Raw genomic sequence first — 26,560 nt, 5'->3', positions numbered from 1 at the left:
TCCTGCAGGATCGCGCCGTCCGACGGATGATGTCTCCCATGGCCGCCCCCGGATTCACCCCGACTCAGCTCGCGGCACGGGCCGCCTATCTCCTGCGCGGCAACGATCTGGGCACCATGACCAGCGCGGCTCCGCGTCTGTACCCGCACATGTGGAGCTGGGACGCCGCCTTCGTGTCGGTCGGGCTCGCCCCGTTGAGTGTCGAGCGGGCCGTCGTCGAGCTCGACACCCTGTTGTCCGCGCAGTGGTCCAACGGCATGATCCCGCACATCGTCTTCGCCAGCGGTGTCGACGGATACTTTCCCGGGCCCGCCCGCTGGCAGGTGAACGAACTCGCCGCGCACGCACCCGTCGGCGTCCACACCTCGGGCATCACGCAGCCCCCCGTGCACGCGATCGCCGTGCAGCGCATTCTCGATCACGCCCGTCGACGTGGGCGGACCACGCGGCAGGTCGCCGGTGAGTTCCTCGATCGGCGATGGCCGGATCTGGTGCGGTGGCACCGCTGGCTGGCACACGCACGCGATCAGAACCACACGGGGCGCATCACGCTGTACCACGGGTGGGAATCGGGCATGGACAACTCGCCGCGCTGGGACGCGGCGTACGGGAAGGTGATTCCGGGGGCGGTGCCGCCGTACATCCGGGAGGACACGTCCATCGTCACCGACTCGTCGCAGCGCCCGAGCAACATCGAGTACGACCGCTATCTCTGGCTGCTCGAGGAGATGAAGCTCGCCCGGTACGACGATCTCGCGCTGAACAGTGCCATGAGCTTCGCGGTGGAGGACGTGTTCGTCAGCGCGATCTTCGCCGTCGCCTGTGACGTGCTGGCCACCATCGGCGAGGACCATTCCCGGCCTCATGCGGACGTGCGGGACCTGCGCGCCTGGGCCGACCGGTTCCGGAGCGGCGTCGTCGCCACCACCGACGCGCGTTCCGGCGCGGCTCGGGATCGCGACGTGCGGTCCGGGGAGTGGATCAAGACCGACACGATGGCGATGTTCGCGCCGCTGCTGTGCGGTGGGTTGCCTCGTGACACCGAGCGGGCGCTGCTGCGACTCTTCGAGGGTCCGCGCTTCTGCGGGCACCCGGACTTCAAGTACGCCGTTCCCCCGTCGACGTCGCCGATCTCGCGGGACTTCCGACCTCGCGAGTACTGGCGCGGTCCCGTGTGGCCGGTGGTGACGTGGCTGTTCTCGTGGGCCTTCGCTCGACGCGGGTGGTCGGAGCGGTCGGCGATGTTGCGCGAGGAGGGGCTGCGGCAGGCCAGCGACGGCAGCTTCGCCGAATACTACGAGCCGTTCACCGGAGAGCCGTTGGGAAGCATGCAGCAATCGTGGACCGCGGCCAGCGTGCTCGACTGGCTGGGCTGACCGCGGTCCACGACGGCAGGGAGAAGGTCAGACCTTCCACACCGCGACGACCGACGGGCGGGGCTGCGAGTCGCCACCGTCGGGCCAGTGCGAGGCGGGGGCGTCGGCACTGGCGTCGTCCTCCTCGCCCGGGTGCTGCACGCTCACGACGACACGCTGCTCCTGCACGATCGGACCGCAGGTCTCGGCGCCCTTCGGCACGGTGAGGAACTGCTTCGTCTGGCCGCGGCGGTCACCGTCGAGAACCACCGAGAACAGGCCGTCGTTGGAGTCGAGGGCGTTGCCGTCCGTCGACACCCACAGGTTGCCGTCGGCGTCGAACGCCAGGTTGTCCGGGCACGAGATCGGGCTGACCTGCGACTTGTCGAAGCCACCGAAGTAGGTGTCGGCGGCTGCGGGATCGCCACAGACGAGCAGAAGGTTCCACGTGAAACTGGTCCCGGCGTGGTCGTCGTCGAGCTCGAGGACCTGGCCGTTCTTGTTCTTGTCCCGCGGATTCGCCTCGTCGGCGGCGGCCTTGCCCTCGGTGCCTCGGTTCGAGTTGTTGGTCAGCGCCACGTACACCTTGCCGGTGACGGGGTTCGGCTCGAAGTCCTCCGGCCGGTCCATCTTGGTGGCGCCGACCTTGTCACCGGCGAGGCGCGTGAAGACGGCGACCTCCTCGGCGGACATGCCGTCGACCAGGGACTCGCCGCGGCCGTCCTCGCCGGTACGCAACAACGGGATCCATTCGCCCTTGCCGGCGAACTGTCCCGTCGTCGGGAGCTTTCCGGAGCCGTCGATCTGGTCGGGCGCGTCACCGGACAGCGTCGCGACGTAGAGGGTTCCGGCGTCGAGAAGCGTCACGTTGGACCGCAGTGCCGCAGCGCCGGTGCCCTGCATCATCTTCCGGCTGGAGACGAACTTGTACATGTAGTCGAAACGCTCGTCGTCACCGCTGTAGGCGACCACGGTGCCGTCGTCGGTCACGTGGATGGTCGCGGCCTCGTGCTTGAACCGGCCGAGTGCCGTGTGCTTGATCGGCGCTGCGGTGGGATCCCACGGGTTCACCTCGACGACCCAGCCGAAGCGATTCACCTCGTTCGGCTCCTGCGCCAGATCGAAGCGCTTGTCGAATCGCTCCCATTTGCGCTCGGACGCAGCACCTTCCACGCCGTAGCGCGCCAGACGCTCGGCGACCACGGGGTCGGTCACACTCTCGGCGTTGGCGAAGTACTGGTTGATGTTCTCCTCGCCGGACAACACGGTGCCCCACGGGGTGACGCCACCGGAGCAGTTGTTGAACGTGCCGAACACCCTGGTGCCGGTGGGATCGGCGGAGGTCTTGAGGAAGTCACTGCCGGCCGCGGGTCCGGTGAGGACGAACTCGGTCGATCCGGTGATGCGACGGTTGTAGCGGCCCATCTGCGGGGTGAGCTTGCCCGAGCCGTTCTCACCGGCCACCTGGACCACCGAGAGACCATGGGCGGCAAGGCCGATGGCGACCTGCTCCGCGGTGGGGTTCTCCGCGTCGTACCCCTTGAAGAGGAACGGTTCCGTCGTGTACTCGTGGTTGACCACCAGCAGGTACTCGGTGGACGACCCGTCGATCGGCAGCAGACCCGCGAAGTCGTTGTTGAATCCGAACTGCTTCTCCTGGGCCGCCGAGGTCTGGTTGTCGAAGTCGAAGGCAGGCGCACCCTCGACCACCGGGTCGCCCCACCGGATGACGACGGCCTGCTCGTACCCCTCCGGGACGACGACCGCGTCCTCGGTGTTGGGCGCGACGGCGACGAAGTCGAGTCCACGCGGCTCCGGGGTCGGGGTGGCCGACGCGGTGGTGGCCGTGCCCGAGTCCTCTGTGCCGCACGCGGCGAGGGCGCTGGTGGCGCCGACGGCCAGCACGGCCATCGCACTACCGCGCAGGATGCCGCGGCGCGTCATCGCCGTCTTGACGATGTCGCCGAAGTACTCGCTCGACGACGTGTTGGGCACCTCGTGGAAGCAGGCGTCGCCGCACTTGTACTTGCACGTCAGCGACGACCGCGAGGAGCTGCCGTCGTGCTGATGGGAGACGATCAGGGGAAGCGGAATCGTGGTCACCGGTAGACCGTAGAAGTGCCGGGCAAAAGGCAAAGGGAAGGTAAGCAACTCCCCGGGTGCAGGAAGGTGAACGGTGGGCGAACGTGTGTCGTCGGGGCATGCTCCGGGTAGACCGAGAGCGACGCGGAGACACCGCGACGAAGGAGGCACGACATGCCGATGCTCTCGGTGGGAGTCGAGAACGACGCCCCGATCGACCTGCACTACCAGGACCGAGGCGAGGGCGCGCCGGTGGTGTTGATCCACGGCTGGCCGCTCAACGAGCGGTCGTGGGAGCCCCAGATCGTCGCACTGCTCGACGCGGGCCACCGCGTCGTCACGTACGACCGGCGTGGATTCGGCAGCTCGTCGCAGCCCGAGTCCGGTTACGACTACGACACGTTCGCCGCGGACCTGTCGGTCCTGCTGGAGACGCTCGACCTGCGGGACGTGACGCTGGTGGGTTTCTCCATGGGCGGCGGCGAGGTGGTGCGCTACCTCGCGAAGTACGGCAGCGACCGCATCGCGAAGGCGGTTCTCGCCGGTGCTGTTCCCCCGTACCTCTACAAGTCCGAGGACAACCCCGACGGCGGCCTCGACGACGAGACGATCGCGGGGTTCGAGAACGGCGTCGAGGAGGACCGCAACGCCTTCCTCGACGGCTTCGCCACCAACTTCTTCAGCGCGAACGGCGAGCTGAAGGTCTCGGAGGAGGATCGTCAGTACGCGGTGGACATGGCGGCCGAAGCGTCGACACCGGCGATCCTCGGGTGCATCGAGGCGTTCGCGCGCACCGACTTCCGTGAGGACATGCCGAAGATCGACGTCCCCACCCTCGTCATCCACGGCGACGCGGACGCCATCGTTCCGTTCGAGGTGAGCGGCAAGCGCTCACACGAGGCGATCGCGAACAGCACCCTGGTACTCGTCGAGGGCGGCCCGCACGGGTTCAACACCTCGCACCCGGATCAGTTCAACCAGGAACTGCTCGCGTTCCTGGGCTGACGCGCACTCGCGAGGTGGGCGCCACAGCCCACCTCGCGAGAGTCGGTCAGGCCGCGCCGAGGAGCCCGTGGGGGTCGAGCACGAACTTCGTGGCCTCACCGGAGTCGAAGTCGGCGTAGCCCTGCGGAGCCTGCTCGAGCGAGATGGCGCGTGCGTTGACGGCCTTCGCGATCTGCACGCGATCGTGCAGGATCGCCATCATCAGCCCGCGGTGGTACTGCATCGTCGGGCACTGTCCGGTGGCGAAGGACAACGACTTGGCCCACCCGGTGCCGAGGCTCAGCGACAACGCGCCGACCTTGGCGGCTTCGTCGGATGCGCCGGGATCGCCGGTGACGTACAACCCCGGAATTCCGAGCGAACCACCCGCCGTCGTGATGTCCATCAGCGAATTCAGCACGGTGGCCGGCGCTTCCGTCGCCGACCCGTCACCGTGACCGCGTGCCTCGAAACCGACGGCGTCGACGCCGCAGTCGACTTCCGGTACCCCGAGCAGCTGCTCGATCTGATCCTTCGGATCGCCCTTGCTGACGTCGACGGTCTCGCAACCGAAGCTTCGGGCCTGCGCGAGCCGGCTCTCGTTGAGGTCGCCCACGATGACGACGGCGGCGCCGAGCAGTTGCGCGCTGGCCGCCGCGGCGAGTCCGACGGGTCCGGCGCCGGCGATGTAGACCGTCGACCCGACTCCCACTCCGGCGGTGACGCAGCCGTGGAAACCGGTGGGGAAGATGTCCGACAGCATCGTCAGGTCGAGGATCTTCTCCATGGCCTGGTCTCGGTTCGGGAACTTCAACAGGTTCCAGTCCGCGTACGGCACCATGACGTATTCGGCCTGGCCGCCGACCCAGCCGCCCATGTCGACGTAGCCGTAGGCGGCGCCGGGACGATCAGGATTGACGTTCAGGCAGATGCCGGTCTTGCGTTCCTTGCAGTTCTTGCAGCGACCGCACGCGATGTTGAACGGCACCGAGCACAGATCACCCTGCTTGATGAACTCCACGTCGCGGCCCACCTCGATGACCTCGCCCGTGATCTCGTGCCCGAGCACCAGGCCCTCGGGTGCCGTCGTGCGGCCGCGAACCATGTGCTGATCGCTGCCGCAGATGTTGGTGGACACCACCTTCAGGATCACTCCGTGCGGACACTCGCGGCCCACACTCGCCGGGTTCACGCCGGGCCCGTCTTGCAAGGTGAAGCTGGGGAAGTCGATGTCGACGACCTCGACCTTCCCGGCTCCGGCGTAGGCGACGGCTCTGTTGTCGGCCATGTTTTCAGCTCCCGTTCGAGGTAGAGCGCCGACATTCTCGAGTGCGAATGTCGGCATCTCTCTCGACCGTACGCGAGATGCTGTGCGCCGCGTCACATTCGCGGCTCGGGGATCAGAGCACTTCGGACAGGAACCTCTGCAGTCGCTCAGTCTGCGGGTCGTCGAACAGCGCTGCGGGCGGGCCCACCTCGACGGCGCTGCCGTGGTCCATGAACAGCACGCGGTCGGACACCGAGCGGGCGAAGCCCATCTCGTGCGTGACGACGACCATCGTCATGCCGCCGGTCGCGAGGTCCGCCATGAGGGCGAGCACGCCCTTGACGAGCTCCGGGTCGAGGGCGGACGTGGCCTCGTCGAAGAACATCACCTGCGGTTCCATGGCGAGTGCTCGCGCGATGGCCACGCGCTGCTGCTGACCGCCGGAGAGGTTGCCGGGGCGCGAGCCCGCTTTCTCCTTCAGGCCCACCTTGTCGAGCTGGGCGAGCGCGGCGGCGTGTGCGTCGTCCTTGCTCAGTCCCTTCAACTTCCACGGACCGAGCGCGACGTTGTCGAGGACGGTCCGGTGCGGGAACAGGTTGAATTGCTGGAACACCATGCCGATGCGCTGGCGCAGCGCGTCTGGATCGTCCTTCAGCACCGAGCGTCCGTCGAGCAGGATGTCGCCCTGCTCGGGCTCGTGCAGTCGGTTGAGCACGCGCAGGAGCGTGGACTTGCCCGACCCGGACGGTCCGATGACCGTGGTGGTGGCTCCTGCGGCGACGTCGATGTCGACGCCGCGCAGGACCTTGTTGGTGCCGAAGGACAGGTGCAGGTCACGGCCGGCGAGTGAGACGCCGGTCAACGGCTCGGTCGAGGGTGCGGTGGTCATGTGTCAGCCTCTTTCCACGACGATGGCCTGCTCGACCGGGTCGAGTGTCTGCTCGGCCTTGCCGACGCGCAGACGCTTGTCGATGTAGTTGACCAGGTGGGTCAGCGGGACGGTCATCGCGAGATAGACGAGTCCGGCCGCCACCAGGGGTGACAGGTTTCCGGTCTGCGCGTTGAGGTCTCGGCCGACGGCGAACAGTTCGCGCTGCGTCGCCAGCAGACCCAGGAAGTAGATCAGCGACGAGTCCTTGATCAGCGAGATGAACTGGTTGACGAGTGCGGGAAGCACGCGCCGGACACCCTGCGGCACCACGACCAGGCGCATCGAGCGTCGGTAGCTGAACCCGAGAGCACGCGCTGCCTCGATCTGCCCCTTCTCGACGCTCTGGATGCCGGATCGGAAGATCTCGCCGATGTACGCGGCCGCGAGCAGCGACAACGCCACCGCACCGAGCCAGTACGGGTTGTTGCCGGTGATGCCGCTGACCACCGGTCCGATGCCGAGACCGATGACGAGGATGATCACGACGGCGGGCAGTCCGCGGAAGATGTCGGTGTAGACGCGTGCCGGCCAGCGCAGCCAGCGGGTGCGGGACAGGCCCGCCAGTGCGAGAAGCATGCCGAGAACCGTGCCGATGATGCCCGATGCCAGCGCGAGGATCAGCGTGTTCGGCAGGCCGGTCTTCAGCAGGTCCGGCAGCGCCTGCTTGTAGAGGTTCCAGTCGAAGAACGTGTCGCCGAGCTGCTCGAACGTCGACTTCGGTGCGACGGCCTGCGCGGCCGGGGCATTCGCGTCGTTCTCGGCGGCGATGGCCGCGAAGTCGGGAAGCTCGGGCTGCGGCGCTGCCTTGCTACCGGGCTTGAATCCTTCCGGGAGTTCGCGCGGCACCCAGTCGGAGTACAGCTGGGCCCAGGTCCCGTCCTCGATGATCGCGTCGAGGCCGGAGTTCAACGCGTCGATCAGCGGCTGGTTGTCCCGCGCGACGGCCCACCCGACGAAGTTGTTGAGGCTGAACGTGTTCTGCGTGATCGCGGTGCCGTCCTCCGGCTTCACCAGGCCCTCGGCCTGCTGCGACGGTGCGACCCAGGCGTCGATCTGTCCGGTGCGGAGATTTGCGTACGCGGTGTTGTAGTCGGGGAACTTCACCGGGTCCAGGCCCAGGGTGTTGACGACGTAGTCGTCCTGCACCGTTCCCTGCACGACGCCGATACGGGTGTCCGGCCCCAGGTTCTCGAAGGCGGTGATCGGTCCGCCGGCCTTCGCGACCAGGGAGAAGTAGCCGAAATCGTAGCCGTTGGTGAAGCCGACCGTGTTGCGCCGCTCGTCCGTGGTGGTGATGGACGACGACCCGACGTCGAAGCGTCGGCCGGCGACCTGCGCGAGCAGACCCGAGAACTCGGTGCCCGAGAAGTTGATCTGCAGGCCGAGCTTCGCGGCGACGGCCTTCAGCAGCTCGTTGTCGTAGCCGGTGTAGGTGCCGGAGCCGTCGACGCAGATGCTCGGCGGCGCGTCGGAGAGCGTGCCGACGGTGAGCTGGCCGGGCGTGATCAGTCCGAGCTGCGAGGTGTCGATGCGATCGAGCGGCGTGACCGACGGCGTCGTGTACCGATCCTCGGTCGCGGCGGCGGCCGCGGCGTCGAAGTTGGTCGGCGTGGACGACGCGCTGTCCACACCGGGAGGTGAGCACAGTTCGGTCGGTGCCGCGGCAGCGGACGAGGAGCCGTCCGACGAGCCGCCGTCCGAGGTGCCGCAGGACGCGAGGAGGACGGCGAGGAGAAGTGTGGAGACGAGGACGATGAGTTTCCGTCCCACGCGGTGCGCAAGCATGGGATGAACACTAGGGCTCACGTGCCGGGATCACCGAAACGTCGAACGCGCAATGGTTGTGCTCAGTGATCTGTTGCCGGTGATCGCCGTGGAGACCGCTCCGACCAGGGGTCTAGTCTCCGTCGGGGCGCACGTCACCGACTATCCAGGACGCCTGGAGGGTGTGCGCCGGGGGACAGAAGGTGTTCGTATGTACTCCAGTCTCGAGTACCCGCTGACGGGCGCTCCGGATGCCGGCAACACGGCGTGGGTTCTGGCCAGTGCCGCGATGGTGCTGTTGATGACTCCGGGGCTCGCGTTCTTCTACGGCGGCATGGTGCGCGTGAAGAGCGTGCTGAACATGATGATGATGAGCCTCTCGGCCATCGGGGTCGTGTGGGTGCTGTGGGTCCTGTTCGGATACTCGATGGTGTTCGGCGACGACAGCGTCGGTGGGTGGATCGGGGACCCGACGCAGTTCGCCGGCCTCACCTCGTTGATCGGCGGCAGCTTCGGAGCCGGGGGCGGCGCGGTCGAGATCCCGCTGGTGGGAACCGTTCCGGCGCTCGCCTTCGTGGCCTTCCAGGCAGGCTTCGCGATGGTCACCGTGGCGCTCGTGTCCGGCGCCGTCGCCGACCGGATGCGTTTCATGCCGTGGGTGATCTTCGCCGGCCTCTGGGCGACACTCGTCTACTTCCCCGTCGCTCACTGGGTGTTCGCGTTCGACGGTGTCACCGCGGAGACCGGGGCTGGATCGCCAACCAGCTGAAGGCCATCGACTTCGCCGGGGGCACCGCGGTGGAGATCAATGCCGGCGCGGCCGGACTGGCGCTCGCCCTGGTCGTCGGCAAGCGTCGTGGGTGGCCCCGCGAGGCGATGCGGCCGCACAACCTGCCCGCCGTCATGGTGGGTGCCGGGCTGCTGTGGTTCGGCTGGTTCGGCTTCAACGCCGGATCGTCGCTCGCGGCGGACGGCGTCGCCGCGGTCGCGTTGGTCAACACGATGGGCGCGGGCGCGATGTCGATGGTGGCGTGGCTGGTGGTCGAGAAGATCCGCGACGGGAAGGCCACATCCTTCGGCGCGGCGTCGGGTGTCGTCGCCGGTCTGGTGGCCATCACGCCGTCGTGCACGGCCGTCACCCCGATCGGCGCTCTGGGCGTCGGCGCTGCCGCCGGTGTCGCCTGCGCCCTGGCGATCGGCCTCAAGTACCGCTTCCGGTACGACGACTCGCTCGACGTGGTCGGAGTGCACCTGGTGGGTGGCATCGTCGGCACGCTGATGATCGGCCTCCTCGCGAGCAGCGACATGCCGCCCGGTGTCGACGGCCTGTTCTACGGCGGTGGCGTCACGCAACTCGGTCGACAGGCCGTCGCCGTCGTCGTCGTTCTCGCCTATGCGTTCCTGGTCACCGCGGCCATCGCCACGGTGCTGAAGCTGACCATCGGGATCAGAGCGGATCCGCAGCACGAGACGGACGGCATCGACGAGCACGAGCATGCCGAGTCCGCGTACGAGTTCGCCTCCTCGCACGGCGGACACGGCAGCTCGGGCCTGTTCGGAAAACAGTCCGGCTGACCGTCAGCCCTGGTGGGACCGCGCCCAGGAGATCGCACCGGTCAGCTCGGTGAGGTCGTAGTCGGGGCCGTTGACGCCGACGGTGAAGAGGGTGGCTCCGGCGTCGACGAAGGCCTGCGCGTCGTCCGCGCCCGGCCACGCCACCGATCGCTCGATCTGCGACACGTCGCGGCCGACGGTCTCACCGTGTCCGGCCAGGACCTCGGACTTGTGCTTCAGCGCGTCCAGGTCGGCGAAGCTGTGCCAGACGTCGGCGTAGCGGGCGACCATCTTGAGCGTCTTCTTCTCACCGCCACCGCCGATGAGAATCGGGATGTGGCGAGTGGGCGCCGGATTGCCGACGGCGAGACGCGAGGTGATACGGGCGAGACTCTCGTCGAGCAGTGCCAGGCGTGAGCCGGCGGTGCCGAAGTCGTAGCCGAAGTTGTCGTAGTCCTTCTGGTTCCACCCGGCGCCGATGCCCAGGATCAGCCGTCCTCCACTGATGTGGTCCACGGTGCGCGCCATGTCGGCCAGCAGGTCGGGATTGCGGTAGCCGCCGCCGGTGACGAGCGCGCCGATCTCGACGTTCGAGGTCTGCTCGGCCCAGGCGCCCAGCATCGTCCAGCACTCGAAGTGGGCGCCGTCGAGGTCGCCGTACAACGGGTAGAAATGATCCCAGTTGAAGACGATGTCCACGCCGGCGTCCTCGGACCGCAACACCGCGTCGCGGATGAGGCCGTAATCGGGGGCGTGTTGGGGCTGAAGCTGAACTCCGATGCGAACGGACATGTGTGATCCTTCGGTGAGTGCGCTGGCTGTCGCTTCCATGGTGCCCGGCCTGTCAACCGATGCGCACTCCACACGCGTGCATCGTCGCGCGGAGGACGAAACCTGCCTCGGCGCCGATGATCTCCGAGACCAGGGTGAGATAGCGATCGACGAACGCGCCGCCGTGGGCCGGTTCGCGGTGGTCGTCCGGATCGCCGGGTTCGAGATGGTGCGCGATCTCGTGCAGCACCACCATCTCGCGCAGGGCCCAGGCGCGTCCCCGTACGTGGAGTGGAACAGCGATGGTGGCGGTGTCGACCTCGTAGTGCGCGGCGCCCGCGCCCGAGCGGGCCCGGACCCGTACCGGGACGGCCGCGCGGGGCCACTCGCTGCGCACCCAGTCCAGAGCGGTGACGCCGTCGACGTAGGTCTGGACCGAGTCGAGCGAGGCGAAGCGCCGCTCGATCGGCAGGGTGACCGTGGACCCGAGGAGCTCGACGGTGCGCAGGCCCCGTTCGTCCGCGCGGTCGAACATGGTGCGGACCTGATGCTCGGCGTCGTAGACGCGGGAGCGCTGGCTGTCGCGGGTCACCGTTCGAGTTGTCCTCGGGGGCCGCCGATCTCGCTCTGATTGCCCAGGCGTGCACGTCGACCGGCGTGGTCTCCGGCTCGCCGAGCCTCCGACGAGTACGAGCGACCCGAGCTGCCGCGCCAGGTACCCCGGGCGGTGGAAGCGGACCGGTAGAAGTCGCGCAGCTCGATCTCCTTGTCACGCAACACCAGTGCGGTGCCGGCCTCGGGAGCTTCCGTGGCGACCGCCTCGGCCTCGGCCTCCTTCTTGACGGCGGCCAGGCGCTCGCCGACCCGGTGCGCGAACGCGGTCTGGAACTCGATCCTGGCAGTGACGCCGGCGAGCGGCGCCCGCTCGACCGTGCGATAGCGCCGGCGTCCTCGGACGACGGTGACCTCACGGTCCACGGTGGCGTCCCGGTACGCACCCGACGAGATGTACGTGTCGCTCGCGCGCACCATCTGCACGAGCAGGCTCGCGTACAGGGCCTCGCACGTGTCGATGTCGCTCTCGAACCCGTACGCGAAGACCTGCGTCGACGACTGCGCCACGTCGCACTGCACGTCGTTCGCGCGGGCGATGGCCACGAACAGCAGGACGTAGGTGCGCAGGCCCTTCTTGCCGTGCTCCCCGATGTGGACGACGCGCTGCACCGGCGTCGCCCGCTTCTCGCGCGAGGCGGTGTGCGAGCGTGCCACGGCCAGATCGACCGAGGCGGCGGTCGCGAGACGCTGCGCGGCCTCCATGAACGCCTCGGCCTCGTGGGGATTGTCCGTGGACTCGGCCTGACGCAGAAGCCCACCGATGCGGGCCACCATCCTGTCTGAACTCACGGGCCGAGAGTACGCCCGGACCAGCCGTGAGCCGGGCCCACCGAGCGTCCCCGGGGACGGCCGTCCACAGGCGCTCGCAGGGTCTTGCGGACGGCCGCGTCCGCGAGTAGCAGTCAGCGCTCGGAGTTCTCCACCAAGGCCGCGACGGCGTCGATGCGCCGCCGGACCGCCGAGGCTCCGATGACGTCCGCACGGGTGCGGGCCGACGCCAGAGCGCGGGCCGCGAGCCGTCCGGTGCGGGCGTGCTCGATGCGGAGACCGAGATACGCGTCCTCCGCGCTCCATCCCTCGAAGCCGCGGGCGACGTGCAGGCGCCGCGCGGCGTGCAGATGGCGACCCGCTCGCTCGACGTGACCGGTGGCCAGGGACGCGTCGGCCAGGTGGTGGTGCACCACGCCGAAGACGCTCGGGGCGACCGACACGGTCTGCTCCGCGTAGGGCAGCAACCGTTCGTACACGTCGGTGCACACCAGTGTGTTGCCCACCGTGGCACCGGCACGGGCGATGAAGGTCATCGACATCAGCCAGAGCATGTCCGGGGCGATCGCCGCGAGCCGTTGCTCGTCGTACCAGTCCATCAGCTCGCGCGCCTCGTCCATGCGTCCGACGTCGGCGAGCGAGGACGCCACGACCGGGCGGAACGCGGGGATCAGGTCGAACATCGTGGCCATCTCGTCGCGCCGATCCGCGAAGTGCCGGAGATCTCCGCGCATCGTCCGGAGGGTGAGGATCGACGTGTGTTCGCGGCCGTAGGTGTGGCTGCCGAGCGCGGCGTCGGGCGTCTCGCAGATCCGTGCCAGCACGGTCTCCGCGCGCACCAGTCGTCCTGCCGACACGTCCACGCCGAACTTGGAACACACCATGGCCCAGGTCATCTCGGGGTCGCCCGCGAGATCGGCCCGGGTCACCGCCGCGAGTGTCGAGTCGGCGCCGCCGAGGTCGCCGAACGCCTGCTGGGTCCTGGCCAGGATGGTGGCGGCGGACGGATCGCGATGCCGCCGAGACGATGTCGACTCCAGCTCGACGAGGCGCGTCATCGCCTCTTGGCGCAGATCCCAGCACTGGGGCACCAGGAGGCACCACAGCATCGCGCGCAGCGCCGACTCGAGGGCACTGCGGTCTCCCACCGAATGCGCCAGCGTCACAGCCTGTTCGAGAAGGTCTCGGCGTTCCTTCCAGTCATCGGTCCAGCTCAGCTCCATGGCCAGCAGTACCAGGACCTTGGCCGTGGCGGCGCTGTTCGAGCGGCCGGAGTCCTCGAGGACGTGCAGTGCGTCGTGCAGGCTGTCGAGTCGTTCCGGCAACGGGTCGAACATCTGGAACAGGCCCGCACCACTGATCGTGTCCGCCAGCGTCGCGTCGACCTGTAGGTCGACGTCGCCCAGTCTCCGCGCCATGGCGATCGCGTCGAAGAGAGTGGCCCGGTAGGACCGGTCGATGCACTTACGCTGCGCCCGGCCGAGGTCGATCAGCAGTCGGCACCGCTCTCGGGAGTCGCCGTGCGGCACCATCTTCCGAAGGGCGGTCCGGTACCCCACCACCGCGTCCTCGTACGCGGACACCGCGTAGGCGGCGTCGCCGGCACGCCGCGCGTAGAGCGCGGCCTCGGAGCGGTCGGAGTCCAGCGCCCTGCCGAAGTGGTACGCGATGCGCGCGAGTTCGTCGGCGGTGGTGTCGGCACCGACATCGACCAGGGCCCGAGCCACGTCGGAGTGCATCTGCGCTCGCCGCGCCCCGGGTATCGCGTCGTACAGAGTCGACTGCACGAGAGCGTGTCTCATCACCAGCTCGTCGTCGGTGTCGCCGGCGACCAGGAAGTTCACGGCCAGCAGTTCGTCGAGGGTCTCGGCGAAACGGAGATCGGACGGGATCGTCGAGGCGGCCCGCAGCAGCGGGCGCGAGACCGTCACCCCGGTCACCGCGCACAGTTCGAGCAGAGTGACTGCGTCACAGCTGAGTTCGCGACTCGCGAGACGCACCGCGTCCGTGACCGTGAAGGGGAGCGAGCCGCCGGGTTCGCGCTCGTGTGCCGCGATGACGGCTGCGACCAGCAGGGCGGAGCCACCCGTCCGTGCCACGATGGCCTCGGGGTCGAGGGTCGAGTTCTGCTCGCGGAGGAGGTCGTGCACCGCGGCCAGAGACAGTCCGCCCAGGGTGATCTCGCGGAACCCCGCCGACAACCGGGTGACGTCGAGGGTCGCCTGGAGTTCCGGGGACACGAGGTTCTCGTCCCGCACGGTGGCGAGGATGCAGAGTCGGTCGTTCTGCGTCGACCGCGCGAGATGGCGGACCAGGGCGGCCGTCGTGCCGGAGGCCCACTGCAGGTCGTCGATCACGAGCAGGGTCGGGGCCTGTCGAGCGGGCCCGACGAGCCACCGCTGCACCGCGTCGGACGCCCCTGTGCGGTCGTCGTCCACGTGCGGGGGGATGAGGTCCCCGAATCGACGTGCGGCCCCGGGGATGATGCCGAGGATGTCGGCGCCGTTGGTCCGCAGCCACTGACGCGCTCCGATGACGCCGCGCGAGTCGAGGTCGCGGGTGACCGCCTCCACGAACGGTTCGTACGGGATGGTGGAGTGTTCGCTGCAGCGACCCGACACGACGTCCGTCCCGGCGGCGCGGGCACGCTGCATCACGGCGCGGGCGAGTGACGTCTTTCCTGCCCCCGGCGGACCCGAGACCAGGAGAAACCGTCCATGACCGGCAGCGGCCGCCTCGAGGTCCTCGACGATGCGGCTCATCTCGACATCGCGTCCGACGAAGGCGGATCCCACCGGTGGCTCCTCGCGCTGCGGTGGGGTGGTCTCGGTGTCGTCCTCCAACAACTCCAGGTACAGCGACTGGGTCTCGCGTGAGGGGCTCACCCCGAGCCGGTCCGCCAGCACCGCTCGGCATCGCGCCGCCGCCCCGAGAGCCTGTCCGCGGTCGCCCAGTGCCACGTATCCACGCATGGCGATGCGGTACGCGCTCTCGCGCAGGGGGTCGGCTGCCAGCAGGGACTCCGCGGAGGACACGGCATTCTCGAACGCACCGAGATCCATCGACGCGGTGGCGTCCGCTTCGAGGGCCGTGAGCCGCAGGTCGTCGAACTCTCGCCGGACGTCGTCCGCCCACGCGCCGTGGGCTCCGACGAGCACGGGTTCGGCGAGCAGACGCAACGCCGTCCGGGCATCGCGGGCGCGGTCCGCGGGTGATCCCTCCGTGCGCCGGCACGCGTCCCGGATCTCCTCGAGATCGACCGTGGTGTCCGGCGGAAGAGTCAGACGCACCATGCCGGTACGGGACACGATCGACGTACCCGCGATGTCCGCGGCGTCGAGAACGTCCCGCACCTTCGAGATCACCCCACGCAGCACAGAATTCCAGGTGCGAGGCCGCTTCTCGGGCCAGAGCAGGTCCGCCAACTCGTCGTGCGAGACCTCTCGATGGCGATTGAGCGTCAGATACGACAGCAGTTCGACGCAGCGCGGCCCACCGATGATGCGGGGATCGACCACCCGAGAGCCACGCTCGACGGTGACGGCACCGACGAGTCGGACGGAAGCGGGTGAGTCACTCGTCACCTGACAAGTCTAGTCAGCTGTGCGTATTCGCGCCGCACGCAGGCACTTTTGCACTTCTTGTGCACGCGTCGGGCACGGTGAGTACAGGAGAATCCGGCCGACCCGGCCGGCGCACGACCCTCAGGAGCGACCCCATGCCTCGAACCTCCGTCACGGCCTGTCTGCTGGCGGGGTCCGTCGCCTCTCCCCTGTGCCCACAGCGGAGCCACCGACTGGGTTCCGGCCCGTCCTGCGGTACTGCGGACGTCGCGTCCGACGGGATGTTCACCTACTCGCGTACGGCGTCCGTGGACCGGTGGGAGGACGACCCGTCGTCCTTCGGCTCCGATCGCTTCACCATCGTCGTCACCGACGGCGACCACGAGGTGGGGGAGATCGTGATCACGCCGGTGTTGTCCACGAGTGCGACGGAACCGATCACGGCCGTCGGCGTGGTCACCACCGAGGGCACCGTCGTGACGTACGAGCACGACGCGGCGGCGTCCGCACGTCGCCGACCGCTCACGGAATCGTCTCCTCCGCGGGGGCCGCGCGTGACGGGTGCGCATCATCGACTCGCCGTCGTCCGCTTCGGTACCGAGACCTGCGATCAGACGTTCCAGGTGTTCGTGTCCGACGGTGTCCGCGGCACCACGTCGTACCTGCTCGGCGTCCCCGACGGCCCGCTCGACCGGTGAGACGTCGACGGGGTCGCCGCGGCCGAGTGATCGACCGTGACGACCCCGTCGGGACGTTCGCGAGTGGCTACTGCTCGTCGGAGCCGATGATGAACGCCTCGAGCTGCTGACGAGCGATGTCGTCGGCGAGCTGCTTCGGCGGGCTCTTCATCAGGTACGCGGACGCGGGCACGACAGGTCCACCGATTCCGCGGTCCTGAGCGATCTTCGCGGCGCGCACGGCATCGATGATGACGCCGGCGGAGTTCGGGGAGTCCCAGACCTCGAGCTTGTACTCGAGGTTCAGCGGGACGTCACCGAACGCGCGACCCTCGAGGCGGACGTAGGCCCACTTGCGGTCGTCGAGCCAGCCGACGTGATCGGACGGGCCGATGTGCACGTCCTTCGCATTGAACTCACGCTGCAGGTTGGACGTGACGGCTTGCGTCTTCGAGATCTTCTTCGACTCGAGGCGCGTGCGCTCGAGCATGTTGAGGAAGTCCATGTTGCCGCCGACGTTCAGCTGCATCGTGCGATCGAGCTGGACGCCGCGATCCTCGAACAGCTTGGCCATGACGCGGTGGGTGATGGTGGCACCGACCTGGCTCTTGATGTCGTCGCCGACGATGGGCACACCGGCGTCGGTGAACTTCTTGGCCCAGACCGGATCGGACGCGATGAAGACGGGCAGCGCGTTGACGAACGCGACTTTCGCGTCGATGCAGGCCTGCGCGTAGAACTTGTCGGCTTCTTCGGATCCGACGGGCAGGTAGGAGACGAGCACGTCGACCTTCGCGTCACGCAGTGCCTGCGCCACGTCGACCGGCTCCGCGTCGGAGATCTCGATGGTCTCCGAGTAGTACTTGCCGATGCCGTCGAGTGTCGGGCCGCGCTGGACGCTGACGTCGCTCGGGGGCACGTCGGCGATCTTGATGGTGTTGTTTTCGCTGTTGAAGATGGCTTCGGACAGATCGAAGCCGACCTTCTTGGCGTCCACGTCGAACGCGGCGACGAACTCGACGTCGCGGACGTGGTACTTGCCGAACTTCACGTGCATGAGGCCGGGAACGGTGGTGTTCTCGTCGGCGTCCTTGTAGTACTGCACGCCCTGAACCAGGGACGACGCGCAGTTACCCACGCCCACAATGGCCACGCGCACCGCAGTGCTGTTGTCACTCATGGTCGGGTTCTCCTTCTTTTCCGTATCGGGTGGCCGGAGCCGACGTGCTCTCCGGGTGTGCCACGGCCGAGGTGTCGGTCGTGGGTGCGGGCGGTGGACTCTCCGAAGTGATCGCCATTGCCTCGGCAGCGATCAATTCGTTGAGCCACCGCACTTCGCGCTCGCTCGACTCGAGGCCGAGCTGATGCAATCCGCGCGTGTACCTGTCCAACGACCCACTTGCTCGGCCGATGGCGTCGCGGAGCCCCTCACGGCGCTCCTCGACCTGGCGACGCCGACCTTCGAGTATCCGCATCCGCGCCTCAGCGGGGGTGCGCCCGAAAAAGGCCAGGTGTACGCCGAATCCATCATCTGTGTAGTTCTGCGGACCCGTGTCCGCGACCAGCTCGGTGAACCGAGCTCGGCCGGCCGGCGTGAGTTCGTAGACACGACGTGCCCGACGCTTGACGGCGCCTTGGACTCCGGGGTTCTCGACGATGAGCCCGTCCGCCTGCATACGACGCAAGGTGGGGTAGAGCGAACCGTACGAGAAGGCCCGGAAGGCACCGAGAAGTCCGGTGAGTCGCTTACGAAGCTCGTAACCGTGCATGGGTGTCTCCAGGAGCAGGCCGAGGATCGCCAGTTCGAGCATGTGCGGTCCCTTCCTGTTCCGACCCGAGTCCGCGTCGAGATGACGCTCGCTCACTATAACCGCCACATGTATCGGGCCGATATATGGGGGTACATGTAACTGTCGAGAACATGAACACGGGCCCCGTCAGGGACGGTGGGGGCTGACCCGCGTGACCTCACCGGCCAGGGTGGCCTGCAGGTATCCACCGCGGCCGTCCGCATCCGCGGCGTAGACCAGTACCTCCGGCACTCCCTCGTTGCGCACGATCACGTGGGTGACCGACGCGTCCGGTACCTCGACGAACGACGCGGACCCCGCCATCAGGCCCGCCAGTGCCGCGACGTCGAGCGCGGTGAGGTCGAAGGGCAGCTCGTCCGTCTCCCTCGGGCTCGTGGCGGTGGACTCCTCGAAGCCGCCGCGGACCGACACGTCGCGCACGCGGTCGCTCTCGGCGAGGCGCGTCAGAGAGGCGCGATCGTCCGACGGGTACAGCACCAACTCGGTGACCTCGGGGTCGCCGAATCGTGTGATCCACCGGTCGCGGAAGTCGGCCAGGCCCTCCGGGGTGTCGAACACGAAGGGTCGCGCGACGATCGGCGTCGCGGTGCCCGCGGCCGTCGCTCCCGGGCCGACGGACGACGACGGAGCCGCGACGCTCGGCGACGACGGTGCATCGGATCCGCGGACCGCCAAGACGACGGCGACTCCGAGGACGAGGACCACCACGAGCAGACCCACGATCACCGGGCGCCGGGACGGTCCGGGTGCGGGCCGTACCGCCTCGGGCAGCGGTACGGCCGCCTGCAGATCGGCGGCCAACGCGTGGAGATCGCCCAGTGTCGTCGCCGTTCTCGCCGCCGCCACCCGTGACCGGTGCTCGTCGAACGTCAGCTGCCCGTCCGCGTACGCGGTGTCGAGAGCGGTCGCGACCACGGCGCGATCGATGTCACGGGCACGCAGTCGTCGATCCTGTCCGGTCGCCATCGTCGTCTCCTACTCGGTCGGATCGAACGGGGTGACGCTGAGGAAGTCGCCCGACAGGGACGCCTCGAGGTATCCGTCCTCGTTCGCGGCCTCGTTGCTCGCGTGCAGGCTGATCGCGGGGCCGGCGCCGGTGTCACGGACGAACAGGTACAGCGAGTCGATCTCGGCGATGTTCAGGCTCGCGCCGGCGCCCAGAACCAACCCGCCGAGCACGCCGGGGCCCAGGTCGGCGAGGTCGACGGTCGCCGTCTCACGGTCCCTGTCCGCGTCGTCCGACTGTCTCCACTCGCCGTCGCGGTACTGATAACGCCTCTCCCGGCCCGGATCGTCGGGACTCGGCGCCCTCAGCAGCGCGTACTCGGAGTAGAACATCAGCTCGTCGACGACGGTGGTTCCCAGCAGCATGCCCGTCGACGCCACGATGTCGTCCATCGCGCACGGTTCGAGATAGCCGGCCGAGCCGTAGGTGCCGGTCGCGCTGTCGTCGGACGCACAGGCGCGGACACCGAAGAACAGGAGTGCGGCGACGACCAGGAGAACAGCCCACCGGATCACCGCGCTCAGCACGCTCGGCCGACCCCGACGGGAGAGCCCCGCGGCTGCCGTCCCGGGCGACGCCATCGGAGCCAAATCGGACTCGCCCTGCAGATCGCCGATCAGATCGTGGAGGTCCTCGAGCGCACGTGCATCGGTGGCGAGGGCGATACGGGTGGCGTGCTCCTCGGCGTTGATCTGGCCGTCCGCGAGCGCACGGTCCAGCGCGGCGCACGCGTGCACTCTGTCCTGGTCACGCGCTCTGACACCCACAGATCGGACCGTCGGCATCGCCAGATGGTAGGCCCGTGGACCGGGTCCCTCAAGTGCTCCGGCTCCACGGCTCCGCTCCAGCGCACGGGACGGGGTCGAGCACCACCCCACCTCGACGGCGCACGTACTCTGGTCACCGTGAGATCACAGCGGCAGGTGGTGGACTACGCGTTGCAGCGCAAGTCGCTGCTCGCCGAGGTCTACTCCGGACGAACGGCGATGGCCCAGGTCTGCGACGCCGATCCCTACCTCCTCCGAGCGGCGAAGTTCCACGGTCGGCCGTCCACCGTGGCGTGCCCCATCTGCCGGAAGGAGCAGCTCACGCTGGTCTCCTGGGTGTTCGGAGAGAAGCTCGGGACGATGAACGGCTCGGCCCGGACCGCGGACGAGCTCACCCGCCTCGCCGGCACGCAGGAGGAGTTCTCCGTGCACGTCGTCGAGGTCTGCCGAACCTGCAGTTGGAACCACCTCGTGCAGTCGTACGTCCTGGGTGCCGTTCCGGCGCCCAAGAGCCCCCGCACACGCTCCGCCTCCCGCCGACGCACGGCCAGTGAGTGACGGACGCAGGTCGTCGGCGGTACCGTCCGTCGGTGGTCCCCCGCGCAACCGAGTCGAACGAGCCCGACGCACACGTGACCGTCGCCACCTGGTCACACGTGCGTCCTGACAGTGGAGTACGTGAGTGAGTTCCCCCTACGACAGTTCCGGTGACGATCGCGGGCGTCCGTCCGGCCGCCACGGTCGACCCGACGGGCCCGGGGAACCACCGCGTCACGGGCGCCCGAGCCACGAGCCGGTCCGCGATCCCCAGCAGCGGCCGTCGGGCCCACCCCCACCGCGTGCGCCTCGCCGGGACGGCCCCGGTGGTCCCCCGCCGAGCTGGCCGCCGGCCGATCACCCGCGGCGCCCGGCCTACGGTCCGCCGTCCTACGACGATCGTGGACCGGACACCACCCAGATTCCCCCGACCGCGCCCCCGCCGCGGTCGCAGGCGTTCTCGCAGCCGCGCCCGTACTCGGACGATCCACGGGCGACCGACGTTCCACCCTCCCGGCCCGTGACGTCCCACTCGCGTGGCGACGCCGACGGTGACCGGGACCGGTTCGGTGGAGGACCCACCGAACCGCCATCAGGAGGTACTGCCACGAAGACGAAGAAGAAGTCGAAGTGGAAGGTCCTGCGGCGCACGCTGTACGGCTTGATCGCGCTGGGCATGGTCGTTCCGGTCCTGGTGTTCATGGTCGCGTACGTCGTCGAGGACGTTCCGCGGCCCGGTGACATCAAGACCAACCAGGTCGCCACCGTCCTCGCGTCGGACGGAACGTCCGTCCTCGGCACGGTGGTCCCTCCCGAGGGCAACCGCACCGACGTCGAGATCGGACAGATCCCCGAGCACGTCCGCAACGCGGTGTTGTCGGCCGAGGATCGCGACTTCTACTCCAACCCCGGATTCTCGGTCACCGGCTTCGCACGCGCCGCTCGCGACAACGTGCTCGGGCGCGACAGCGCCGGTGGTGGATCCACCATCACGCAGCAGTACGTGAAGAACGCGCTCGTGGGGTCCGAGCGGACGCTCACCCGCAAGATGCGCGAGCTGGTCATCTCCTCGAAGATGGCGCGTCAGTGGACCAAGGACGACATCCTCGCCGCGTACCTCAACACCATCTACTTCGGCCGCGGCGCGTACGGCATCGCGGCGGCGTCGAAGGCGTACTTCGACAAGCCCGTCGAGCAGTTGAGCGTCGAGGAGGGTGCCGTGCTCGCGGCCACCATCCAGCAGCCCTCCGGACTCGATCCGGAGAACAACCCGACGGGTGCGCAGAGCCGCTGGAACTACGTCCTCGACGGCATGGTCACGATGGGTGCGCTCGATCAGACCCAGCGTCAGGCGATGCAGTACCCGCAGTGGCGACCGCTCGCCTCGGTGGACAGCGGCGACGCCGCCGACGCCGGCCCGAACGGACTGATCAAGAACCAGGTGCTCAAGGAGCTCACCGCGTCGGGCATCAGTGAGCAGGACCTGAACACCGCCGGACTGCAGATCACCACGACGATCGATCCGCAGGATCAGCAGGCCGCCATCGACGCCGTGAACTCCAACATGGAGGGCGAACCGTCCGAGCTGCGCACGGCGTCGGTGTCGATCGACCCCCGCAGCGGTGCGGTGCGCTCGTACTACGGCGGTGTCGACGGCCGCGGCTTCGACTTCGCGCAGTCCGGCCTGCAGACCGGTTCGTCGTTCAAGGTCTTCGGCCTGGCGGCGGCTCTGGATCAGGGCATCCCGCTGTCGCAGATGTACGACAGCTCGCCGCTGACGGTCAACGGCATCTCCATCGGCAACGTCGAGGGCGAGTCCTGCGGCACCTGCACCATTGCCGAGGCTCTCAAGCGGTCGCTCAACACGAGCTTCTACCGGTTGCAGCTCAGCCTCGACGGCGGCCCGCAGGCAGTGGCCGACATGGCGCACCGCCTCGGTATCCCGACCGAGGTCGAGGGCATCGGCGAGACCCTGACCGAGCCGAACGGCGCCGGCCCCAACAACGGCATCGTGCTCGGGCAGTACCAGTCCCGTGTCATCGACATGGCCAGCGCGTACGCGACGCTCGCCGCATCGGGTACCTACCACGCACCGCACTTCGTGCAGAAGGTCGTGACGGCCGACGGCACCGTGTTGCTCGATCGTGGAGCGGACCCCGGCGAGCAGCGGGTCGACCCCGCCGTCGCGGACAACGTCACGGCGGCCATGCGTCCCATCGCGGGCTACTCGAACGGCCACAATCTGGCCGAGGGACGCGCCTCCGCCGCGAAGACCGGCACCGCGCAGCTCGGTGACACCGGCGAGAACAAGGACGCCTGGATGGTCGGGTACACGCCGTCTCTGGCGACGGCCGTCTGGGTCGGTACCGAGCAGGGCCTCCCGCTGGAGAACAGCTACGGCGGACCCATCTACGGCTCCGGACTTCCGTCGGACATCTGGAAGGACACGCTCGACGCGTCCCTCGAGGGCTCGCCCGTCGAGTCGTTCCCCGCACCGGGTGCGATCGCCGGCCAGGCCGGTGTGCCGCAGTACTCGGCACCCGCGCCGACACGGACCGCGGCGCCGCCCACATCCTCTTCCGCAGCGCCGGAGCCCACGACGCCGGAGCCCGTCGCTCCGCCGGTCGTCGTCCCGTCGCAGGTCGAGATCCTGCCGGGCATCACCATTCCGGTTCCCGGTCTGGCCCCGGCGCCGGCGGAACCTTCCGCCGTCACACCGCCCGACGACGGGGCGGCTCCGGAGCCGGCCACGCCGCCCGGCGGCTAGGGGTGACGGGCAGGCCGGAGGCCGGTCGGGACCATTCGTCCGACGAGTTGTTGGCGAGTCCGGGTGAGTTGGCGACGGATCGACGCTCCGCTCGTCGGCGCGATCGGCCGAGTCTGACCGACCCCATGGTCGCGGAGTTGTCGACGGTGGTCGGCGGCCCCGTGGGCAAGCACGCATTGGTGGGGCGGCAGCGCCACATCACGCCACTGCGCGTGATCTTCGCGTTCACTGTCGTGTTTCTCGCGCTGGGTTGGTTCGGGAAGGCCGCGTGCATCCAGCAGGCCCCGAACGGCCCCGGCGGCGAGCTGGGACTCGACTGGAGCGGGAGCCGTCAGTACGTCGCGATGTGTTACTCCGACGTGGTCCCCCTCTACGGCGCGGAGCGCCTCGATCAGGGCGCGTTCCCGTACAAGAAGTCGTGGGAGGAAACGGGTTCCGACGGTTCCACGATCACCCGGTACATGGAGTATCCGGTGGTGGCGGGGCTGTACCAGTACGTGTCGATGCAGGTGGCCCACGCGTGGTCTGCGGTCCCGTGGTTGCCGCAGGCGCTCACGGTCGCGCTGTATTTCAACGTGGTGGCGTTCGGCTCCGCCCTCGCCTGGCTCGTGACGATCTGGGCGACCACGATGTTGGCGGGACGTCGGGTGTGGGACGCCGCGCTGGCCGCGTGTTCTCCTCTGGTGATCGTGCACGTCTTCACCAACTTCGACGCACTCGCAACGGCATTCGCCTCCGGTGGGTTGCTGGCGTGGGCGCGACGTAGGCCGGTGCTGGCCGGAGTCCTGCTCGGCATCGGGGGCGCGACGAAGCTCTACCCGCTGTTCCTGCTCGGTCCGCTCCTCGTGCTGTGCATCCGCACGGGGAACATCAGGGACTGGTCGCGGACCACGGCGGCGGCGCTCTCGGCGTGGGTTCTGGTCAATCTGCCCATCGCACTGCTGTTTCCGCGTGGCTGGTCGGAGTTCTTCCGACTGAACTCCGACCGCGGCGCCGATCCGGACTCGCTCTACAACGTGGCCCGGTCGTTCACCGGCTGGGCCGGATTCGACGGCCCGCTCGGTCCCGGCGAGAAGCCGGTGATCCTCAATCTCGTGACGGCGCTGCTCTTCGTGGTCGTGTGCCTCGCCATCGGCTGGGTGGCGCTGACGGCTCCGCGGCGTCCTCGCCTGATGCAGCTGTGTTTCCTCGTGGTCGCCGGTTTCCTGCTGACGAACAAGGTGTGGAGTCCGCAGTACTCCTTGTGGCTGGTGCCGCTCGCGGTCCTGGCTCTGCCGCACCGGCGAATCCTGTTGGCGTGGATGACCATCGACGCACTCGTCTGGGTTCCGCGGATGATGTACTACCTGGGCGTGGCCGACAAGGGTCTGCCCGAGCAGTACTTCACGGCGACCGTCCTGGTGCGCGATCTCGCCGTCGTCGGATTGTGTGTCCTGGTGGTGCGGCAGATCTACCGGCCGGTGGACGATCTGGTGCGTCGCAGCGGCGACGACGATCCGGCCGGTGGTGTGCTCGACGGAGCACCCGACGCGTACCCGTCGTGGGTGCCGGCGATGGTGCGTCCGCGGCCCGTCGAGGTTCCGATCGCGGATGCGGCGCCACCGCCTAGGGCACCACGGTCACCGGCCACCGACCCAGCTTGACCAGTCGGACGGCGACGGAGCCGAAGATGCGGTGCCCGGCAGACTCTGACGTGCCCACGACGATCGCGTCGGCACGCAGTTCGTCGCCGACGGCGGCGAGTCCCATCGCCGGGTCGCCGCGGAACGTCCGGAACTCCCAGTTCACGTGCTGGTGCTCGCCGAAACGCACCACGTGGTCGCGGATCTCGGTGAGCAGCTGGTCCGCCACCTGGCTCCCCGAGTCGTAGACCACGCCGCTCGCCTGCGCGAAGGCGCCGGCCGCCAGCGTCTGCACGTAGACCAGCACGAGCTTGGAGTGCTGCCGGCGCGCCAGTCCGGCGGCGTAGGCGGCCGCCCGCCAGGAGGAGTCGGAGCCGTCGAGGCCCACGACGATCAGCTTGGGGCCGTCCACTCCGTACTCGAAGACGGAGGGATCGTTCGACGAGGTCACGACCCGAGCCTACGACTCCTCGTCAGGAGAGGTACGGACGGAGCTGCGGCAACGCTTCGCCCGCGTGCTTGGCGTTGATGCCGTCGCCGATCGCCTGCAGCTTCCACTCGCTCCCGGCTCGGTACACCTTGGCCATGACCAGCCCGGTGAACGGCATGCCGCCCTGCAGCGTGAAGCGTGCCAGCTCGGTGTTGATCGTGTTGTCGACCAGGCGGGTGAAGGCGTTCGCCACCTGCTCGAACGTCTGCCCGCGGTACGAGGTCACGATGAAGACGATCGAGCTCACATGGGCGGGCACCCGCGTCAGGTCCACCGTGATCACCTCGTCGTCGCCCTCGCCCTCGCCGGTGAGGTTGTCGCCCTGGTGGACGATCGACCCGTCCTTCGACCGCAGCTGGCCGAAGTAGACGACGTCGGCGTGCTTGTCGCCGGAGAACATCAGCGCCGAGGCGTCGAGATCGACGTCCGCGCTGCGCCCGCCTCCGAAGAAGCCGGCCTTCTTGATGGGGTCCCAACCGAGGCCCATGCGGATGGTGGTCAGTGCGACGCCACCGTCCTTCTTCAGCGTCACCTTCTGACCCTTGGTGAGGCTGACGGGCCGAGCCTTCGTCAGGCTCACCTCGGCGGGGGCCGCGGGCGCAGAAGGTGCCGGAGGTGCCGCGGGCGGCGGCGTGGGGGCCGGCGGAGGTGTGGGAGCGGCAGGCGGAGGTGTGGGTGCAGCAGGCGCAGGCGCCGCTGCGGGAGCGTCGTCCACCGAGACCCCGTGGTCACCGACGAGAGCGGCGAACCCGCCCGCGTAACCCTGGCCCACGGCACGGACCTTCCAGCCGTCGCCGCGCCGGTACAGCTCGAGCGCGATGACGATGGACTCCGTCGTGAGGCCGTCCACGGTGTACGAGTAGAGCGTCGCACCGGTGCCGCCGTCGATCACGTGGGCGGTGGGCGCGGAGACGCGTCCGAAGCTGCTCGACGAGTCGTCGAGCGTGACGACGACTCGGATCTGCGTGATGTCGGCCGGGACCGCGGCGAGGGTCACGGCGACTTCCTGCGGCCCACCCTGGCCCGGAACCAGCTGCACACCGGGGCCGGAGGGCTGGTTGAAGAAGACGAAGTCGGCGTCGGAGCGAACCTTGCCGCTGTCGGTGACGAGCAGGGCGGAGATGTCCGCCGGTGCGGTCAGCTCGAGACCGATGCGAACGGTGGCGGTGGACAGAGGAGCATTCTGTCCCTTGGTCAACGGCTGTGCAGCCACGTCTCGTCCTCTTCCG

At 68.7% G+C, this 26,560-nt stretch carries 20 protein-coding genes and 1 pseudogene; 7 read left to right on the top strand and 14 right to left on the bottom strand.

Annotated elements, in window-relative coordinates:
* The first annotated feature begins 38 nt into the window (after positions 1-38).
* Positions 39-1,376 carry an amylo-alpha-1,6-glucosidase gene (locus HQ306_RS15595; protein WP_056442140.1) on the top strand — a complete coding sequence of 446 codons (1,338 nt, stop codon included), beginning with the start codon at positions 39-41 and terminating at the stop codon, positions 1,374-1,376.
* 27 nt (positions 1,377-1,403) lie between these two features.
* Here the strand turns inward: HQ306_RS15595 and HQ306_RS15590 are convergent, their stop codons facing one another.
* Complete coding sequence (locus HQ306_RS15590; protein WP_222632436.1) at positions 1,404-3,458, bottom strand: PhoX family phosphatase; 2,055 nt, start codon at positions 3,456-3,458, stop codon at positions 1,404-1,406.
* Positions 3,459-3,611: 153 nt separating this feature from the next.
* On the opposite strand from HQ306_RS15590, the gene HQ306_RS15585 reads away from it, so the two are divergent.
* Positions 3,612-4,442 (top strand): alpha/beta fold hydrolase, encoded by an 831-nt coding sequence (locus HQ306_RS15585; RefSeq protein WP_222632434.1) that lies wholly within the window; start codon positions 3,612-3,614, stop codon positions 4,440-4,442.
* Between the two features lie 46 nt (positions 4,443-4,488).
* Here the strand turns inward: HQ306_RS15585 and fdhA are convergent, their stop codons facing one another.
* The 3 genes from fdhA to HQ306_RS15570 form a co-directional block, all read right to left on the bottom strand.
* Positions 4,489-5,709, bottom strand: a complete 1,221-nt coding sequence (fdhA, locus tag HQ306_RS15580; protein ID WP_056440903.1) for a formaldehyde dehydrogenase, glutathione-independent — start codon at positions 5,707-5,709, stop codon at positions 4,489-4,491.
* 112 nt (positions 5,710-5,821) lie between these two features.
* Complete coding sequence (locus HQ306_RS15575; protein ID WP_056440906.1) at positions 5,822-6,577, bottom strand: amino acid ABC transporter ATP-binding protein; 756 nt, start codon at positions 6,575-6,577, stop codon at positions 5,822-5,824.
* Positions 6,578-6,580: 3 nt separating this feature from the next.
* A complete protein-coding gene (locus HQ306_RS15570) occupies positions 6,581-8,404 on the bottom strand; it encodes an ABC transporter substrate-binding protein/permease (RefSeq protein WP_222632432.1) in 1,824 nt (607 codons plus the stop codon).
* A 190-nt stretch (positions 8,405-8,594) separates the two neighbouring features.
* Here HQ306_RS15570 and HQ306_RS15565 point away from each other — a divergent pair.
* Positions 8,595-9,958: pseudogene (locus HQ306_RS15565) on the top strand (ammonium transporter).
* Positions 9,959-9,961: 3 nt separating this feature from the next.
* Here HQ306_RS15565 and HQ306_RS15560 read toward each other — a convergent pair.
* The 4 genes from HQ306_RS15560 to HQ306_RS15545 form a co-directional block, all read right to left on the bottom strand.
* The gene (locus tag HQ306_RS15560) at positions 9,962-10,729 is read right to left on the bottom strand and encodes an LLM class F420-dependent oxidoreductase (RefSeq protein WP_027505998.1); all 768 of its coding nucleotides are present in this window, start codon (positions 10,727-10,729) and stop codon (positions 9,962-9,964) included.
* Between the two features lie 52 nt (positions 10,730-10,781).
* Positions 10,782-11,300 (bottom strand): TIGR04338 family metallohydrolase, encoded by a 519-nt coding sequence (locus HQ306_RS15555; RefSeq protein ID WP_222632430.1) that lies wholly within the window; start codon positions 11,298-11,300, stop codon positions 10,782-10,784.
* Entirely contained in the window at positions 11,297-12,112 is an 816-nt protein-coding gene (locus tag HQ306_RS15550) for a DUF2786 domain-containing protein (protein ID WP_056440912.1), read from the bottom strand. Before HQ306_RS15550 ends, HQ306_RS15555 begins: the two co-directional genes overlap by 4 nt.
* 113 nt (positions 12,113-12,225) lie before the next feature.
* Entirely contained in the window at positions 12,226-15,675 is a 3,450-nt protein-coding gene (locus HQ306_RS15545; RefSeq protein ID WP_222632428.1) for a BREX system ATP-binding domain-containing protein, read from the bottom strand.
* Positions 15,676-15,809: 134 nt separating this feature from the next.
* Here HQ306_RS15545 and HQ306_RS15540 point away from each other — a divergent pair, with 134 nt between their 5' ends.
* Positions 15,810-16,352 (top strand): hypothetical protein, encoded by a 543-nt coding sequence (locus tag HQ306_RS15540; RefSeq protein WP_056440918.1) that lies wholly within the window; start codon positions 15,810-15,812, stop codon positions 16,350-16,352.
* Between the two features lie 67 nt (positions 16,353-16,419).
* On the opposite strand, the gene HQ306_RS15535 is transcribed toward HQ306_RS15540, so the two are convergent.
* The 4 genes from HQ306_RS15535 to HQ306_RS15520 form a co-directional block, all read right to left on the bottom strand.
* Positions 16,420-17,511 carry an inositol-3-phosphate synthase gene (locus HQ306_RS15535; protein ID WP_027506003.1) on the bottom strand — a complete coding sequence of 364 codons (1,092 nt, stop codon included), beginning with the start codon at positions 17,509-17,511 and terminating at the stop codon, positions 16,420-16,422.
* Positions 17,504-18,142 (bottom strand): PadR family transcriptional regulator, encoded by a 639-nt coding sequence (locus HQ306_RS15530; protein WP_027506004.1) that lies wholly within the window; start codon positions 18,140-18,142, stop codon positions 17,504-17,506. The genes HQ306_RS15535 and HQ306_RS15530 overlap by 8 nt, the downstream gene beginning before the upstream one ends.
* A 126-nt stretch (positions 18,143-18,268) precedes the next feature.
* Positions 18,269-19,108 carry a DUF1707 domain-containing protein gene (locus HQ306_RS15525; protein WP_222632426.1) on the bottom strand — a complete coding sequence of 280 codons (840 nt, stop codon included), beginning with the start codon at positions 19,106-19,108 and terminating at the stop codon, positions 18,269-18,271.
* 9 nt (positions 19,109-19,117) lie between these two features.
* Entirely contained in the window at positions 19,118-19,915 is a 798-nt protein-coding gene (locus HQ306_RS15520) for a DUF1707 domain-containing protein (RefSeq protein ID WP_222632424.1), read from the bottom strand.
* Between the two features lie 138 nt (positions 19,916-20,053).
* On the opposite strand from HQ306_RS15520, the gene HQ306_RS15515 reads away from it, so the two are divergent.
* The 3 genes from HQ306_RS15515 (at position 20,054) to HQ306_RS15505 (ending at position 24,862) form a co-directional block, all read left to right on the top strand.
* A complete protein-coding gene (locus tag HQ306_RS15515) occupies positions 20,054-20,473 on the top strand; it encodes a DUF5318 domain-containing protein (RefSeq protein WP_056695695.1) in 420 nt (139 codons plus the stop codon).
* Between the two features lie 655 nt (positions 20,474-21,128).
* Positions 21,129-23,219: a transglycosylase domain-containing protein gene (locus HQ306_RS15510; protein WP_222632686.1), complete on the top strand. Its 2,091-nt coding sequence runs from the start codon at positions 21,129-21,131 to the stop codon at positions 23,217-23,219.
* Between the two features lie 125 nt (positions 23,220-23,344).
* On the top strand, positions 23,345-24,862 hold the full coding sequence (locus HQ306_RS15505; protein ID WP_222632688.1) for a glycosyltransferase family 87 protein: 1,518 nt from the start codon (positions 23,345-23,347) through the stop codon (positions 24,860-24,862).
* On the opposite strand, the gene HQ306_RS15500 is transcribed toward HQ306_RS15505, so the two are convergent.
* Together HQ306_RS15500 and HQ306_RS15495 are read right to left on the bottom strand one after the other, a co-directional pair.
* Positions 24,825-25,292: a universal stress protein gene (locus HQ306_RS15500; RefSeq protein WP_027506008.1), complete on the bottom strand. Its 468-nt coding sequence runs from the start codon at positions 25,290-25,292 to the stop codon at positions 24,825-24,827. The two genes, HQ306_RS15505 and HQ306_RS15500, sit on opposite strands and share 38 nt — an antisense overlap.
* A gap of 22 nt (positions 25,293-25,314) precedes the next feature.
* The gene (locus tag HQ306_RS15495; RefSeq protein WP_231476359.1) at positions 25,315-26,544 is read right to left on the bottom strand and encodes a TerD family protein; all 1,230 of its coding nucleotides are present in this window, start codon (positions 26,542-26,544) and stop codon (positions 25,315-25,317) included.
* Positions 26,545-26,560: the final 16 nt, after the last annotated feature.

The sequence above is a fragment of the Rhodococcus sp. BP-160 genome (assembly GCF_019836205.1).
Lineage (GTDB): Bacteria > Actinomycetota > Actinomycetes > Mycobacteriales > Mycobacteriaceae > Rhodococcoides.
This window is presented reverse-complemented; position numbering and strand designations above follow the sequence as displayed.

Bases quoted from the DNA above. Each gene is read 5' to 3' on its own strand.
- HQ306_RS15595 (WP_056442140.1), top strand. From the start codon at position 39: ATGGCCGCCCCCGGATTCACCCCGACTCAGCTCGCGGCACGGGCCGCC.
- HQ306_RS15585 (WP_222632434.1), top strand. From the start codon at position 3,612: ATGCCGATGCTCTCGGTGGGAGTCGAGAACGACGCCCCGATCGACCTG.
- fdhA (WP_056440903.1), bottom strand. From the start codon at position 5,709: ATGGCCGACAACAGAGCCGTCGCCTACGCCGGAGCCGGGAAGGTCGAG.
- HQ306_RS15575 (WP_056440906.1), bottom strand. From the start codon at position 6,577: ATGACCACCGCACCCTCGACCGAGCCGTTGACCGGCGTCTCACTCGCC.
- HQ306_RS15570 (WP_222632432.1), bottom strand. From the start codon at position 8,404: ATGCTTGCGCACCGCGTGGGACGGAAACTCATCGTCCTCGTCTCCACA.
- HQ306_RS15560 (WP_027505998.1), bottom strand. From the start codon at position 10,729: ATGTCCGTTCGCATCGGAGTTCAGCTTCAGCCCCAACACGCCCCCGAT.
- HQ306_RS15540 (WP_056440918.1), top strand. From the start codon at position 15,810: ATGCCTCGAACCTCCGTCACGGCCTGTCTGCTGGCGGGGTCCGTCGCC.
- HQ306_RS15535 (WP_027506003.1), bottom strand. From the start codon at position 17,511: ATGAGTGACAACAGCACTGCGGTGCGCGTGGCCATTGTGGGCGTGGGT.
- HQ306_RS15530 (WP_027506004.1), bottom strand. From the start codon at position 18,142: ATGCTCGAACTGGCGATCCTCGGCCTGCTCCTGGAGACACCCATGCAC.
- HQ306_RS15525 (WP_222632426.1), bottom strand. From the start codon at position 19,108: ATGGCGACCGGACAGGATCGACGACTGCGTGCCCGTGACATCGATCGC.
- HQ306_RS15510 (WP_222632686.1), top strand. From the start codon at position 21,129: ATGGTCGTTCCGGTCCTGGTGTTCATGGTCGCGTACGTCGTCGAGGAC.
- HQ306_RS15505 (WP_222632688.1), top strand. From the start codon at position 23,345: ATGGTCGCGGAGTTGTCGACGGTGGTCGGCGGCCCCGTGGGCAAGCAC.